Origin of the sequence: Streptomyces sp. NPDC051561, assembly GCF_044454195.1 — a bacterium.
GTDB lineage: Bacteria > Actinomycetota > Actinomycetes > Streptomycetales > Streptomycetaceae > Streptomyces.
In genome coordinates this window covers 15875-30779 of the sequence record NZ_JBITDM010000015.1, presented here as the reverse complement: position 1 = coordinate 30779, position 14905 = coordinate 15875, and the positions used below count along the sequence as shown (strand labels likewise).

Here is a 14905-nt window from a genome sequence, read left to right as displayed (position 1 = left end):
CCGGAGGCTCTCTGCGAGCGGTCAGGCGCCCGGAGGGAAATCGCCGAGCGCCCGCCTCGGTACGACGCATGGTTCCGGGGCTCTACGTCCAGCGCTGAAGCGCGGGGGACGCGTGTTCGTCGACCCGCGCCGGGTTCGCCGACTGGACGTACGACGTGCAACGAGATACGCGCGGAGCTCGACCAAGGACTTCTCCAACTCGCCTGCAGTAGCATCTGCTTGGCGGTGCGCCTCCGGGGAAAGGTTGTGCCCGATCGCCTCGCGCGCGTCGCGGACACGGACCAGCGCCGCGGTCAGTCGCGGGTGGGCATGGCGAGCGTGACCAGCAGGGCGATCAGCGTCACCGCCGCGCAGATTCCCCAGATCGCCAGGTAGGCGCCCAAGGCAGGGGTGTTGGTGCCGCTGAGCACCCACGAGCCGAGCAGCGCCGTGAAAACGGTGCTCGCCACGCTGCCGCCGACCGTCTTGAGGTTGTTGTAGACGGCGGTGGCCGCCGCCACCCGCTCAGGTGTGCTGGCCTCCACCACGGCAATGGGCAGACCGCCCAGGGCCAGGCCCATTCCGGCCGCGGCGATCGCGTAGGCCACGAGGAACAGCGCCAGCGAATCGTAGACGGCGAGCAGTGCGAGGTGACCGCCGACGGTCAGGAGGAACGCGAGCTTCAGCATCCGGCGCAGTCCCAGGCGGGCTGCGACGGATGCGGCCAGGGCGGCTCCGGCGAAGGACAGGAGCTGGGGGAGCGCGATGCACACGCCGATCTGCCAGACAGCGAGACCGAATCCGTACCCCTCATGCTCCGGTGAGGCATCGAGATAGCTGACACACACGACCGGTGCGGCGAGCATCACCACACCGAAGGCCATCGCGGACAGCAGCTGCGGGGCCATCGCCCGTGAGGCCGACGCCCGCACGTCCACCAGCGGGTGCGCGACACGGCGTTCCCACCACACCCAGAGCGTGAAGAGGAGCAGTCCGGCGACGATGGCCGCAGCAGAAGGCAGGGGCGAGCTGTTCACCTGGGAGATGCCGGCGAGGAAAAGGACCAGGGCGATGCTCAGCAGCAGTGCCCCCGCCCAGTCCATCGTGCCGGGTGCCCGTGTGGTGGATTCGGGGATGCGGGTGAAGGACAGGGCCAGGCATGCCGCGCCGAGGAGGGCGAAGACCCACAGCATGGGACGGAGACCGCCGACCAGGTTGCTGATCGGCCCGGTGGCCAGCGCACCGAGCAGTGAGCCCAGCGCGAGGGTGGAGACCAGGATGCTGACCGCCTGGCGGCTTTCCTTGGGCGAGAGCCGGGTCCGGCACAGCCCGATTTCCAGGGCCAGCAGGACGGCGAGCGGGCCGAGAAGCACCCGGCCGGCCAGCAGCAGGGGCAGGCCGGGAGCCAGCGCGACGAGCACGCTGCCGACGGTGATGAACCCCAGGGACCAGCGCAGCAGGCGGCGGTGCCCGACGCGGTCACCGAGCCGGCCGAACACGGGAGCGCAGATGGCGGCGCCGAGCAACTGGACCGCCGCGATGAGCTGGGCCTGTCCCGTGCTGAGGTCGAGGGAGTCGCGGATCTGCGGGATCAGCTGAGTGGTGCCGCCCTGGATGAAGCCGCTGAGCAGTTCGAACAGGGCGAGCAGTCCGACGGCGGCACGGGCGCCCGACGGGGAGACGGTTGTGGATTCGCCGGGCGTCGCAGTGGAGTCGGTGATGTTCATGGGCGTTCACCGCGGTGTGCGAGGCGGGAGGCCGCCAGCTCGGCCAGCAGGGCGGCTTGCGGTCCCAGCACGCTGTCGTCGAACACCGCGATGGGGGAGTGAAGGGGAGGAGCGGTCGCCGGGTCCAGTCCTGCGGGGGTCGCACCGAGCAGGAGCATCGCTCCGGGCACCTGCTGCAGGACGTAGGAGAAGTCCTCCGACCCGGCGCTGGGCTGCGGAGAGAGCCACACCTGGTCGTCGCCGAACAGTTCGCGTGCGGTGTCCATGGCGAAGTCGGTCTCGTGGGGCGCGTTGACCGTCACCGGGTACTGGCGCTCGTAGTCCACCTCCGCCTCCAGACCGTGTGCGGCGGCGATGGAGCGCACCAGTAGGGGCAGGCCTGCGGCCAGCCTTTCCCGGCTTGCTTCGGAGAAGCTGCGCACGGTGGCGTGGAACGTGGCGGTCTCCGGGATGACGTTCTGCTGAGATCCGGCGTGGAAACTGCCGACCGAGACTACGACGGGGTCGAAGATGTCGAAGGTGCGCGAGGTCCACGTGCTGATCGCGGTCACCATCTCGCAGGCTGCGGGAACCGGATCGAGGGCCTGGTGGGGCGCCGAGCCGTGGCCGCCGCGGCCGCGCACGGTCACATGCAGGGCGTCGGAGGCCGTCGTGATCGGGCCGGGACGGCTCGCGAGCATCCCCGCGGGAAGCGTGTTGGACGCCACGTGGACGGCGTACGCCGCGTCAAGCGGCTTGCCGGCAGCTTCCAGTACTCCTTCGTCGATCATGCGACCGGCGCCGTTGAAACCCTCCTCACCGGGCTGGAACATGAACACGACGTCGCCGCACAGAGTGTCGCGCTGGGCACTCAGCAGCGTTGCCGCACCCACCAGCGCGGCGGTGTGCAGATCGTGCCCGCAGGCGTGCATCCGGTCGGCGATCTCGGAGGCGTAGTCCAGCCCTGTCTTCTCCTGCAACGGCAGGGCGTCCATGTCGCCCCGGAGCAACACCGCCCCGCCGGGGCGGCCGCCGCGCAGCACAGCGGTCACCGAGGAGAGGCCCTTGCCCAGGGTGATGTCCAGGGGGAGCCCGTTCAGGGCATCGAGGACCTTCTCCTGGGTGCGGGGCAGCATCAGGCCGAGTTCCGGTTCACGGTGCAGCGCCCGGCGCAGAGCGACCAGTTCGCCCTGGATTTCTTCGGCATTGCTCAGCATCGACATCGACAAGGCGGGTGCCGTCCTTCCTGACGAGGCAACCCTCGGCGAGGGAGGGCGGAGGCGGATGTCGGCTACGCTGCGGGACCGGTGCCACCGGTGGCGAGAAACCGCCGGAAAAACGCAAGGAGCTCTCAGGGATGCAGGATCTTCGCCTCGTGCTGGATGAGGTGGACCGGGCGCTGGTGCACGCGCTGCAGATCGACGCCCGGGCCAGTTGGTCCCGCCTGGCAGCCGTGCTCGGCCTGGACGAGGTGACCGTGGCGCGCCGCTGGGGGCGGCTCAGCGAGCAGGGAGCCGCATGGATCAACGGCCACCCGGGCGTGGGTCTGAGCACGCAGGGCTGCCTGTCCTTCATCGAGGTCGTCTGTGTCAACGGCCGGGTACTTGAGGTCGCCGAGCGGCTGCAGGAGCACCCGATGGTCGTCACCGTCGAACACCTCACCGGCAACCGGGACCTCCTGCTCACCCTCATGGCACCGGACGTGGCGAGCCTGTCCCACTGGCTCACCCATGTCGTCGGCCTCACGCCGGGCATCACCGCTGTGCGCACTCATCTCGCCGACTCGGTCTACACCGAGGGCAGCCGCTGGAGAACCCACGCCCTGAGTGCCGCCCAGGTCGCCCAGCTGCAACGGGGCCACCCCACGGGCGAGCGCCCCGCGGTACCGGTGCTGGATGACGTGGACCGCACGATCACCACCCTGCTTTCGACGGACGGCCGCATGTCCTACCGTGACCTCTCCGAGCGGTCTGGCGTCAGCGCGGACACAGTCCGCCGCCGTACCAAGCGCCTGCTGGAATCCGGCGCCGTCCACCTGCGCTGCGAAGTCTCCCGGCCCCTTTCGGATCGCCCTACGACAGTGATCCTGTGGGCCCAAACCCCGGTGGAGCGACTGGAGTCCACCGCCCGGCACATCGCAGGCATGGGCGACATCCGCCTGTGTGCCGGCGTGACGGGACGTCACAACCTTCTTGTCGCAGGCTGGATCCGCTCCGTCAACGACCTCCAACGCCTGGAGACCCGCATCCTGGAGCGTGCCCCGCACGTGGTGATCAACGAACGCGCGGTCACGCTGCGCACGATGAAACTGAGCGGGCAGGTCCTGGCCGCCAACGGGCTGCGGCGATACGCGGTTCCCATCAACCCGTGGCTGGTCCTGGACGCAGCCGATGGCGACGAAGGGCCGCACCAGTAGGTCGCCACCTGTCGTGACCTTCGTAGTGGGAGCCAGGCCTCAAGTGCACTGCAAAGACAGCCTCAAGTGCACTGCAAAGACAGGGGGACTCCACCCGACAGGGGTGTAACGATGATGATCGGCCCAGCGAGAGCTGCAGCGGAGAAGAGGTTTCGGCCGGAGGCCTACTGGGGTTGCCGCCTTCGTTTCCGCCAGTGGTGCCCGCCGCAGCCGCAGCTCGGCCTCGCGTTTGCGGCAACGTCAGCCATCCCCAGGAAGGACTCGGCCAACTCGGTTGATCTCCGAGGACCACGAGGCCCCCGCGCCGCACACTGGTGCGTCCGTTGACCATGGGGGGAATCATGGCTTACCAGGATTTCGATGTGTCCGGCCTGCCACCGGAGTTTCGGGTCGAGTGCTTGTGTGAGGTGGTGGGCCGGGGCGCCGTGCCCAGCCGGCTCACCAGCGGCTGCGCGGCGGACTTCACGGGCCGGGTGGGAGTCGCGGACCTGGGACCGGTGAGGTTGACCACCATGGATTTTCCCGCGCCGTGTTCGCACCGTTGCGCCAAACTCGTCCGCAGCGAGGACCCGGAGACCTTCGAGCTGACGCTGATAGTCGATGAGGACCTCCAAGCCGGGCAGGAGGCCGGCGATGTGCGCGCGCTCATCCTGCATCTGCCCCAGGAACTGGTCCCGCTGCCGCGTGCCAGGATCCGCGAGCTGTTCGCCCGTGGGCGGCTGCCGCTGGACTGCTCCGCCACGAGCAGGGTCCTGGCGCGGTACCTGCGCTCCCTGGAGGAGGAGGCGCAGACCCTGGACGAGGGAGCGAGTGCCCGGCTCGGCGCGACTGCTCTCCACCTGGCCAGCGGATTCTTCGCCGAACAGATAGGTGTCCAGGAGCGGCTGCCGTCCGAGACGCGCCGACAGGTCCTGCTTGCCGCCATCGACACCTTCATCGAGGACCACCTCGCCGAACCGCACCTCACTCCCGCGACCGTCGCAGCCCGCCACCACATCTCCGTGCGGCATCTGCACCACCTCTTCCGCCACCGGCCGGAGACCGTCGCCGCCCTGATTCGGCGCAGGCGGCTGGAACAGTGCTACCAGGACCTCGCGTCGCCGCACCTCAGGGCCCTGCCCGTGTACGCCATCGCCGCGCGCTGGGGCCTGACCAATGCCGAAGGGTTCAGCCGGTCCTTCCGGGCCCTGTACCACATGGCTCCCGGCCATCATCGGAGCCTCGCGCTGAACGCCCGTGACCTCGTCGCTCGGTAGCCCTGTCCGCACGTGCACGTGCGGACAAGAAACGTAGCGCTCTGGGCCAACGACACGGCCCCTTCGATGCCCGAGCCTGATGCGTGGCACGACGCAGTACCTCGCAAGGGGCCAAGAAGGCCCCCTGGTGTTCGCTGCGGAACGGGATCTCCATCAGAGAGGCAACTCAATGACAGAGCACGGAACTTTCAGATCCACCACGTGGGGGAGGGGCGTCGTCGCACTTGCGATGACGGTCGTCGCGCTGGCGGTCACGACGAGTGTCGCTGGTGCCTCGACCGCCGCAGGGGGCGGCCATCCCGACTTCGGGTCCCAGGCGAGAACCCTGGGTCTGTCCAGCTCCCAGGCCAAGAGCCTCCAGATCAAGGTCGACGGCTACCTGGCCAAGGAGGGCGGTACTCAGGTGGCCGCCAACAGGATTCAGCTGCCCGGGGCGGACCTGACCGTTGCCCTGCCCGGGGAGAAGTACGCACGCGACAGCAACGGAAACAAGGTCAACGACCAACGCGCCGCGGCTGCCAGCTGCACGTACACCAATGTGTGTGCGTACAGCAAGACGTACTTCGGGGGCGACAAGAAGACCCTCTACACCTGCAATCAGCTGAACTCCATCCCGTGGGTCGGAGACGGGTCGTGGATCAACAACCAGAACTCCTCCCTGCGGGCGAGGTTCTACGACATCAACCAGAACGTCGGCTGGATTTCTCCCGGCGGATACAGCGAGGACCTGGTTGCCCCCTGGGGATGGGTGCACTGGCTCAGCCCCTGCTAATACCGCCAGTGGCGTTCCGCTACTTGGCCTGGTCGCAGGCGTCACCGAGAGAGTAGCGAGCGGGTCCGGAGCCAGGGCCGACTCGGGACAGGACCCCATCCACGAAACCCTCCGCTCCATGCCCTGCCCCGAAAGTGGGCAGGGCATGGAGCGTGAGCGACGACTTGGCGTACGTGAACTGGAACCGGGAAGTGGAAGGACGCCCCCATGCAACGGATTCCAGAGGGTCGCGCAGACAGCCGATGCTGATCATCAAGCCGCCGGCCCGGAGATGTGCTGCCCCGCCCGATCGGCCGCGGCGAGCTCCCTCCTGTCACGCAGGGAGTCCAGCGCACTGTCCGCGGCCTCGCGCGGCATACCGATCCGCAGACAGCCCATGCCTATCGGCGGGACCAACTCGAAGTTCATGCGCGCATGCTGTCACGGCGAGCAGCCGGCTCAATGACCGCCTGGAGGGTCCGCCCGCTGAGAGAGCAACTGCTGAATCCCGCTGCCCGGCCGTGTCCGCCATCCGGCGCATCATGCGCGCCCGGTGAACGACGGTCGGCCGCCAGGGCCGGACCCGGCCCTAGCGTGTGCCGGATGTGGCACGACATGTTCGACGCAGGCATCTCGTACGGCGAGAAGGCCCTTCGCACGGTCCTCGTCTATCTGGCCCTGGTGATCCTGCTGCGGCTGATGGGCAAGCGCGGTATGGCCCAGCTCAACACCCTCGACCTGGTGGTGATGCTCCTGCTGTCGAACGTCGTGCAGAACGCGATCATCGGCGACGACAACTCCCTGTCCGGGGGTCTGTTCGGCGCGGCCGTCCTCATGGTGGCGAACTGGATCATGGCTGGCTGCGCGGCCCGCTGGAACTGGTTCTTCCGTCTCTTCGAGGGGACCGAGACCGTACTCGCGAAGGACGGCTCCTACCTCGAACCCGAGATCCGCAGACAGGGATTCCGCAAGGGCGACCTCGACGTGGCCGTACACCACCAGGGTGGCGACGGTGTCGACGAGACCACCCTCATCGTCCTGGAGCCGGGCGGCACTCTGCTGGTCAGGCTCAGGGACGACGACCAGGCCGCCGACAAGGGCGACATCCGGGCGCTGTCCGCAGCCGTGGCACGCCTCGAAGAACGCCTCGACCGCCGCCTCGACGGGTAGCCCTCCTGCGAAGCCCCTCCTGCGCCCTTTCCACGAGGCTCGGCATCAGCCCTGCCGGACGAGCAGGCTGCCGGCAGCGCCTCCGCCGTGGCACATCGGCGCTTCGGCGGAAGCGCTCGCGGACACCGTGCTGGACTGGGATTCGACTCGGTGTGCCGGAACGAGACGTACGAACGCTTCGTCGCCCGGATGCACGTAGTGCCCGGCAGTGGCGGGGACCAGCGTTGAGCGGGACGCCACGGGCTGCCTTGCGGAGGCCGGTGCCGACTGGGTTGGCGTCGCGATACGCCTCCCGCAAGGCGACCGTGTCCGCGTCGTGATACGCCTCCAGCAAGGCCACCTCCGCCTTGTCCTCGTGTCCCGGAACGCGCGTCATTCAGCCTCTGGTCTGCGACTGATTTCCGGTAACTCAGGTCCGCGCCAGGGGTGGTTGATCTATTTTGGATTTCCTCATCCTTACGACGGGGGATTGACGCATGGCCAAGGACGAGATGCGCATCCGTACCGGGCGGTTGCCGTCCCTACTCGTATCTGCTCCCGCCGCCCGACGAGGCCCGGACGATCGAACGGTCGCGTACGACCGGGGGTCCGCGCGGGACATGCGGTACGGCAGCTTCGTCAACGGCACCACCTGTGGCGCCAGCTCGACGCTGGTCGACCCGACGGGGAACGTCCTGAGCAAGGGGTTCGGCCACGGGGCGAGCCCCTATGTGAAGGACTGATCCCTCCACCGTGGAACAGCTGACGGAGCAGGACCCCACACACATCGGCCCCTACCGCCTGATAGCCCGCCTCGGCGAGGGCGGAATGGGCCTGGTCTACCTGGGCCGGTCCGACCTCGGCCGTACGGTCGCGGTGAAGGTCGTGCAGGCCGACCATGCCCAACACCACGAATTCCGCAGGCGGTTCACTCGGGAGGTCGCCGCGGCCAGGCGGGTGGGCGGTAACTGGACGGCCGCTGTCCTCGACGCGGACACCGAGGCGGCGGTGCCCTGGGTGGCGACCCAGTACATACCCGGGCCCGACCTGACCACCGTGGTCGGCAAGGAATTCGGTCCGCTGCCCGAACACTCGGTACGCACCCTCGCCCACCGTCTCGCCCTCGCCCTGCAGACGGTGCACGAGGCAGGCCTGATTCACCGCGACCTGAAACCGTCGAACGTGCTGGTGACCGTCGACGGTCCACGGGTCATCGACTTCGGGATCGCCCGGGCTCTCGACAGTCTCGGCGGGGACAGTCTGCTCACCCGCACCGGCATGCTGATCGGCTCCCCGGGCTTCATGTCTCCGGAACAGGTCCGGGGCCACGCACTCACCCCGGCCAACGACATCTTCTGTCTGGGGGCGGTCCTCGTCTACGCCGCCACCGGACGCCTCCTCTTCGGCGCCACGGAGACCGGACTGAACGCGCATCTGTTCCGGATCGCCGAAGAGGAGGCAGACCTCACCGGCGTTCCGGATTCTCTCGTGGCCCTCGTACGCGCGTGCCTGGACAAGGACCCGGCGAAGCGGCCCACGCCCGCACAGGTGGTGGAGCGTACGGCGTCGGAGCGGGTGGAGGAGTGGCTGCCCGGGGCAGTACTGGCGCAACTGGGGCGGCGGGCAGCGGAGTTGCTGGACTTCACCCCGCAAGTGCGAGCCCCGCAGCCGGACCCGGGAGTACAGACCGCCCTCTCGGCCGCTCCGCCCCAGCCGACCTCTTACCCCCTTCAGCCGGCCGCGTCACCGGCCCCGTACGCCCCGGCCCCGCACCCACCGGCGGCCGCCGTGAACTCCGCCCCCACGGCGGGATCCGCACCATCGGTGACTCCACTGCCCGGCGCCCCGACCGCACCCGCGCCCTCGGGTCCGGCAGGGGGTGCCGGGAATCCTCATGCCAGGAGGGGATGGGGCCTCGCGGTGGCCATGATCGCGCAGCTGGCCGTGCTGATCGACATGTCGACAACCACGCCGCAGCTACTGCGCGAATTCGGTGCCGACCTGGACCCGGACCAGACCTCCGCGCAGTGGCTGTACGCCGGCCAGGCCCTGGCCTTCGGTGCGCTGCTGCTCGTCGGCGGTCACCTCGCGGACCTCATCGGCCGCAAGCCGGTGCTGCTCATCGGCCTGTCCGGTTTCGCGATGACCACCGGGGCCGGCGCGGCCTCCCACGAGTTCGCCGCACAGGTCGCGAGCCAGGCCCTCAAGGGCGCTTTCGCCGCCCTGATCATCGTTGCCTCCCTCGGTCTGATCACCTCCCAGTTCACGGAGCCGAGGCTACGCAGGAGGGCCGTCGGGCTCTACGCCATGATCGGGCTCGGCGGTTCCGTGCTTGCGGTGCCGCTCGCCGTTGTGCCGCTCTCGTGGCTCGGCTTCCTGTACGTCACCGCCCTGCTGGCGCTCGTGGCCCTCATCGGCACTGCCGCCCTGGTCCGCGACCGGACTGGCCGCCGCACTCCCGCCGTCTTCGACGCGTCCGGCGCGTTGTTGAGCGCGTTCGGTGTCGCTGCGCTCGTCTTCGGCCTCGCGGAGTCCGCGGCCGTCGGTTGGGGAGCTCCCCTCCCGTCCCTGTCCCTCGCGTGCGGCATCCTCCTGGTCGCGGCCTTCGCCCGGCGGCAGTCGAAGGCCCGGAACGCGATCCTGCCCGCCTACCCCGCCAGGAGCCGTGACAGTATCGGCGCGTCGCTCGCCCTGTTCATGACCGGGCTCGCCCTGTCGACGGCGATCTCGCCGCTCCGCGAATTCGTGGGTGACAACGTCGGAAAGGTGCCCACGGCGGCGGCCTTCGTGCTGCTGACCGCCTCATTCCTCGTCGGCTCCCTGCTGATTTCCGTCAGCCTGCTGCCTCGCGTCGGGCCGCGCGCCCTGCTGGTAACAGGCCTGCTCGTCGCGGCGGCCGGGCCATTGGTTCAGCTGGCCGCGGGCGGCTCCGCCCCCAGCATCTACCCCACCGTGATCTGTCTCGGTCTCGGCGTCGGTACGGCCGGCACGGTGCTCTACTCGACCCTGCTGGACGGCATCGCCGCCCATGACTCCGGCGGACGGGCCGGGTTCGTCACGGTGAGCCAGCACCTGGGCGCCGAGCTCGGATTCGCGCTGCTCGCCGGAGCGGCCGGGCACGGAATCGCGCTCTCCTTCCTGGAGAACGATGCGCTGAACCTCCCTCTGGGGGCCGCGTCCCTGCTGGTTGCCGCGCTGTTCGGAGGGCTGATGATCAGGGCGAGGCCAACGGAGGGCGTCGCAGCCAACGCGCGGGCGCCGTACCCGGCGGGCCCGTCCGCCGCATCGGATCGCAGGGGAGCGGCCAGACTGCTCCTCCTGAAGAACGGCCGCGTCACCCGCATCCCGATGGCGCTGCACGGGCTCGAACTGGTGGAGGAGATCAGCCGGCTGCTCCGGTCCGAGAACGTCACGATGACAAGGCTCGGCCCGGACCTGACGCTCTGGCATTCCGTGGGCGTGGGCACGTCCAATCCGGTCGCAAGCCGTCTCATGGCCGAGCACGGATTCGAGCCGGTTACCGGGGACGCGATCGTGGCCGGTCCCATGATCGGCAATTCCCCGTTCCCGCTGGGTAACGATGCGGCCGAGGGCCTCGTACGCCGTCTGGAGGAGTAACCAGCTCGAATCCGTGCTCGTACAGGAGTTGGAGCATGCTCCGGTGCAGCCGGCTAGCTAACCGCCGCGAAGACCGCCTCATCATCGATGTTCGCCGCCCCGCCGCCCTGCGGACGCACTCGCGCCGCGGGTAGTAGAGGCTCGGCGAGTTCCCAGAACCCGATCGGCACGATCCAGTCCCACCGCCCACTGCTCGTGAAGGTCGGCTACCTCAACTCACCATGCAGGACACGGTCCATGGCCCGGCCTGCGCGGGAGTGCCTGGCCCGAATCCCGCTCAGAAGGCTGACCTGGTCCACGTCTTTGACCGGGCGAGCGGAACGGCGCTATTTCGTACTCGCCCTGTGCCTGGGAGAACATTGAGCCGTTTCCACCTCACTGCCTCACTGCGCCCCTCATGACTCACTCTGTTCCCCACGACCTGGAAGGCCTGCTCGCGTGCGCCGTCGTTCTCTCCTCTCCACTCTGTCCGCTGCCGCCCTGGCGGTCCCGCTCCTCTCCGGCTGCTCCGGCGCCGAAGCGCCGACCGCCGACAAGCCCACGTCCGCGAAGCCCGCCGCCCCGGGCAAGGCCCCGGGCAAGAACGTCTACTTCGACGTCGCCATCGACGGCAAGTCCGCAGGGCGCATCGAATTCGCCCTGCGTGACGACGTCGCACCCCGCACCGCTGCGAACTTCCGCGCCTTGGCCACGGGCGAGAAGGGCTACGGCTACAAGGGTTCCACCTTCCACCGGATCATCCCGGCCTTCATGCTCCAGGGCGGAGACTTCACCGCGGGCAACGGCACCGGCGGCCGCAGCATCTACGGCGACACCTTCAAGGACGAGGACTTCTCCCTGAAGCACACGGACGCGGGCACGCTCTCGATGGCCAACAGCGGTCCGAACACCAACGGTTCGCAGTTCTTCGTCACCACTGCCGCGACCCCGTGGCTCGACGGCAAGCACGTCGTCTTCGGCAAGGTCGTCAAGGGCATGGACGTCGTCCGCAAGGCCGAGGCCCAGGGCTCGCAGGAGGGCACCACGAAGGCCCCGGTCACGATCACGGCCTCCGGAGTGCTCTGACCCGGGCCCCGCAGACGGGTCCGTAGGGTGCGCGGTGCGCGAGTCCGCGAGTCCGCGAGTCCGCGAGTCCGCGAGGGAGCCTTCGGTTCCGTACGCGGCCGTCGCGCTGCCCTGGCACCTCCACTGCTCGGGGGCGAGGACCGGTCCTCGCCGTCTTCCGCATCCCGCTCGGGGCCGTCATGCTGGCCCGGTGACCGACGAGGCGGGAACCGGCGCGTGCCACTGGGAGATGTTCGACAGCGAGCACGTACCCCAACGTGACGTCAGCAGTGGTGTCTTCGTGACACTGTTGCACCTGCTCACGGTGGGCGGGGCCTGGGTCGGGGAGCCGCTCGCGGGCATTGCCCTGGGCACCGTCTTCGCGGTGTTCTGGGGAGCGGTTCTGCTGCCTCCGTACTGGCGGGACAGGCGCTCGGTGGTGGCGGTCGACATCCGGCCGGGCCCGCCCGCAACCCTGGTACTACGACGGTACGGCGGCGCGGAGACCACTCGGCCTCTCGCCTCGTTGACCCGGTTGCGGACGCTCACGGTCGGCTACCGGTCGGCGGACAGCAAGCCGGACGAGATCCTGGAACTGCGCGTGGGACGCTCGGTGTACCGCACCCGGGCGGCTTTCAACACGCCCGAGAACGACGTGCAGTTGCTGGCGGACGCGCTGCGCCTGGCCTGCCCGCAGGTGGTGATCGCCCCGCATGTGAACAGGTCGACCTGGGCGTCTGACGGCGGGTGAGTGCGGTATGGACGCCGCACCCGCTCGTACGGGCGCCCTTCGTCAGGTCGCCGGCCCCGGCCCCGTCCCCGATGAGGCCTGCGCCCTCACTGTGCAACTGCTGCACGACACAGTCGCCCACGTCGTCCTACGCCCCCCAGCTCTCGGCTTCGCTCGAACAGGGAGGGACCTCCGGCGGCGTTGCGACAAGGCCCCGGTAGCTCCTTCCCCAAGCTCTCGACGATCCGCATCCGGTCCGAGTCGCCCGCACCCAGGTTCTAGCCGAGTTCCAGGGGGAGCACCTTGAAGTCGCCCGTCTTCGCGTCGACCTTCTCGATCGGCGCAGAACCCAGGCACTTGCCCAGTCCGCGCGGCTGGTTCGCGAGGTGGCCGTTCAGCAGCCAGCTGTACCCCAGCCGGTCGCCCTTGGGCCGGTCGTCCACGGTGATGCCCACCCGCTTGCCGTGCTGCCCCGCGATGTTGCTCTTCGCCACGGTGCCGGTAACGACCGCCACCTTGCCGCCCGTGACCAGGCAGTCCACCTTCACGTCCGCCCACTGGACGGTGCCGTCGGGCCACTGGTGCCGGACGCCGACCTTGCCCGTCGCCTTGTCCGGGAACGCCCCCGCAGGCAGATGTGCGTCGAAGGCGAAAGTGATCACGTGCTCGGGCCGGTCGAGCCGGGCCTTCCCGGTCAGCGCCGCGGCCTCGCGCGGTGGGTCCTGCCGAGTGGTGGCGGTCGTCGGCCGCTCCGTCGATACGGTGCTTCCGGTGCCTGTCTCTACGGCGGAAGCGGCCGCGGTGCCCGCCACGCCGGCCGTGACCAGGAGGGCCACGGACAGCGCCACCAGGCGGGTTCGGCGGGAGGTGGCGATGTGGCGGGTCTTGCGCGTCATGGCGAGGCCTTTCGGAGAACTTCGGTGAGCCGGGAGGGGTTCTCCCGACACCCGCAACTCTTCCGCCCGGCCTGGCCGGGGACGTCGCACCCAAGGAGGGTCGTGATCGGCCGTGCGGGGGAGCCCCGGGTCCTCCTCCCGGCCCATACACGCGAATCGCCGCCCCCTCCCCGTCCGCCGCCGGGGCTGCCGACGTCCCCCGGACTACGGGCGCACGTCCGGACTATGGGCGCACGTCGTCCGGTGAGCTCAACGCGATGACGACCTTGCCCCGGACTTTCCCTTCCTGCAATCGGCGCAGAGCCGTTGCGGTTTCCGCCAGCGGGTACGTCCGGTCGATGGCCGGCATGACTTTCCCCGCCTCGCAGAGATCCCTGAGAACGAGCAGGTCCGCGCGGTTCTCCCGGCAGATGTACGTCCTCAGCCGCTGCGGCACAAAGGGGCTCAGGGCGCTCGCACGGAGCTGCCGGTCGAAGCCGCCGAGCCAGCGCCCGGAGGTCTCGCCACCCCCGATGACAACCGTGCCTCTGGGGGTGAGGGCGTGGCGGAGGCGGGCGAGGGACGGGTTTCCTGCGAGGTCCAGAATGACGTCGTAGCGACGCTCTCCGGCTTGCCTGCCGTGCGTCCTGCTGTCCAGCGTGCCGTCCTGCTCGCTGTCGGCGCCGAGCAGGTCCTCCTGCGTGTGGTCGATGACGTGGTCCGCTCCCAGGGAGCGGACCAGATCTGCCTTTGACGTACGGCAGACGGCGGTGACCTCCGCGCCGAAGGCGGCGGCGAGCTGTACGGCGAAGGTGCCGACTCCGCCCGACGCGCCGGTGATCAGGACCTGCGTGCCCGGTCCGACGCGGCCGTGATCGCGGAGTCCCTGGAGCGCGGTCAGGCCGGACACGCCGAGGGCGGCGGCCTGCGGGAAGGTGAGTCCGGCAGGCTTCGGGGCGAGTTTGGTGGTCTTGGCGCAGGCGTATTCGGCGAAGGTGCCCTCACCGACGCCGAACACTTCGTCGCCGACCCGCAATTCCGCCCCGGTGCCCCCGTCGCCCTCGGCACCACCGGCCCCCGCCTCCCTGCTGCCGACCTCCACGACTACCCCGGCCAACTCCCGCCCCAGGAATGGGTACTTGGGGGTTCGTAAGCCGTTTCCCGCAAGCCGTAGCGGATAGGGCAGTCCGGTCATGAAGTGCAGCGCGCCCCGTTCGACCCCGGCGCCATGGACCCGTACCAGTACTTCCCCCTCGGCCGGACGGGGCCGCTCCGTCTCCCGCAGTTCCAGGACCTCCGTCGAACCATACGCACGCCGAACGATCGCCTTCATGTCCCGCTCACCTTCGCCCCGGATTGCCCTGCCCTGCCCCGTCCAGCC

13 protein-coding genes are annotated in these 14905 nt (G+C 69.4%); 8 read left to right on the top strand and 5 right to left on the bottom strand.

The window, feature by feature from the left end:
• Positions 1-293: 293 nt before the first annotated feature.
• Together ACIA73_RS28030 and ACIA73_RS28025 are read right to left on the bottom strand one after the other, a co-directional pair.
• Positions 294-1706 carry an MFS transporter gene (locus ACIA73_RS28030; protein WP_399441537.1) on the bottom strand — a complete coding sequence of 471 codons (1413 nt, stop codon included), beginning with the start codon at positions 1704-1706 and terminating at the stop codon, positions 294-296.
• On the bottom strand, positions 1703-2908 hold the full coding sequence (locus ACIA73_RS28025) for a M20 family metallopeptidase (RefSeq protein WP_399441693.1): 1206 nt from the start codon (positions 2906-2908) through the stop codon (positions 1703-1705). The genes ACIA73_RS28030 and ACIA73_RS28025 overlap by 4 nt, the downstream gene beginning before the upstream one ends.
• A gap of 134 nt (positions 2909-3042) precedes the next feature.
• Here ACIA73_RS28025 and ACIA73_RS28020 point away from each other — a divergent pair, with 134 nt between their 5' ends.
• The 3 genes from ACIA73_RS28020 to ACIA73_RS28010 all read left to right on the top strand — a co-directional run bounded on the left by ACIA73_RS28020 (position 3043) and on the right by ACIA73_RS28010 (position 6129).
• Entirely contained in the window at positions 3043-4101 is a 1059-nt protein-coding gene (locus ACIA73_RS28020) for an Lrp/AsnC family transcriptional regulator (RefSeq protein WP_399441536.1), read from the top strand.
• Positions 4102-4442: 341 nt separating this feature from the next.
• On the top strand, positions 4443-5357 hold the full coding sequence (locus ACIA73_RS28015) for a helix-turn-helix domain-containing protein (RefSeq protein WP_399441535.1): 915 nt from the start codon (positions 4443-4445) through the stop codon (positions 5355-5357).
• A 169-nt stretch (positions 5358-5526) separates the two neighbouring features.
• Positions 5527-6129, top strand: a complete 603-nt coding sequence (locus ACIA73_RS28010) for a hypothetical protein (RefSeq protein WP_399441533.1) — start codon at positions 5527-5529, stop codon at positions 6127-6129.
• Positions 6130-6381: 252 nt separating this feature from the next.
• Here the strand turns inward: ACIA73_RS28010 and ACIA73_RS28005 are convergent, their stop codons facing one another.
• Positions 6382-6537, bottom strand: a complete 156-nt coding sequence (locus tag ACIA73_RS28005) for a hypothetical protein (RefSeq protein ID WP_399441532.1) — start codon at positions 6535-6537, stop codon at positions 6382-6384.
• A 174-nt stretch (positions 6538-6711) separates the two neighbouring features.
• On the opposite strand from ACIA73_RS28005, the gene ACIA73_RS28000 reads away from it, so the two are divergent.
• The 5 genes from ACIA73_RS28000 to ACIA73_RS27980 all read left to right on the top strand — a co-directional run bounded on the left by ACIA73_RS28000 (position 6712) and on the right by ACIA73_RS27980 (position 12670).
• Positions 6712-7278, top strand: a complete 567-nt coding sequence (locus ACIA73_RS28000) for a DUF421 domain-containing protein (protein WP_399441531.1) — start codon at positions 6712-6714, stop codon at positions 7276-7278.
• A gap of 476 nt (positions 7279-7754) precedes the next feature.
• Positions 7755-8000, top strand: coding sequence for a hypothetical protein (locus ACIA73_RS27995; protein WP_399441529.1), 246 nt, complete (start codon positions 7755-7757; stop codon positions 7998-8000).
• Positions 8001-8010: 10 nt separating this feature from the next.
• Positions 8011-10875 (top strand): MFS transporter, encoded by a 2865-nt coding sequence (locus ACIA73_RS27990; RefSeq protein ID WP_399441528.1) that lies wholly within the window; start codon positions 8011-8013, stop codon positions 10873-10875.
• A gap of 603 nt (positions 10876-11478) precedes the next feature.
• The gene (locus ACIA73_RS27985; protein ID WP_399441691.1) at positions 11479-11940 is read left to right on the top strand and encodes a peptidylprolyl isomerase; all 462 of its coding nucleotides are present in this window, start codon (positions 11479-11481) and stop codon (positions 11938-11940) included.
• 190 nt (positions 11941-12130) lie between these two features.
• Positions 12131-12670, top strand: a complete 540-nt coding sequence (locus ACIA73_RS27980; protein ID WP_399441527.1) for a hypothetical protein — start codon at positions 12131-12133, stop codon at positions 12668-12670.
• Between the two features lie 257 nt (positions 12671-12927).
• On the opposite strand, the gene ACIA73_RS27975 is transcribed toward ACIA73_RS27980, so the two are convergent.
• Complete coding sequence (locus tag ACIA73_RS27975; RefSeq protein WP_399441526.1) at positions 12928-13545, bottom strand: Repetin; 618 nt, start codon at positions 13543-13545, stop codon at positions 12928-12930.
• A gap of 223 nt (positions 13546-13768) precedes the next feature.
• A complete protein-coding gene (locus tag ACIA73_RS27970; RefSeq protein WP_399441525.1) occupies positions 13769-14857 on the bottom strand; it encodes an NAD(P)-dependent alcohol dehydrogenase in 1089 nt (362 codons plus the stop codon).
• Between the last annotated feature and the right edge of the window lie 48 nt (positions 14858-14905).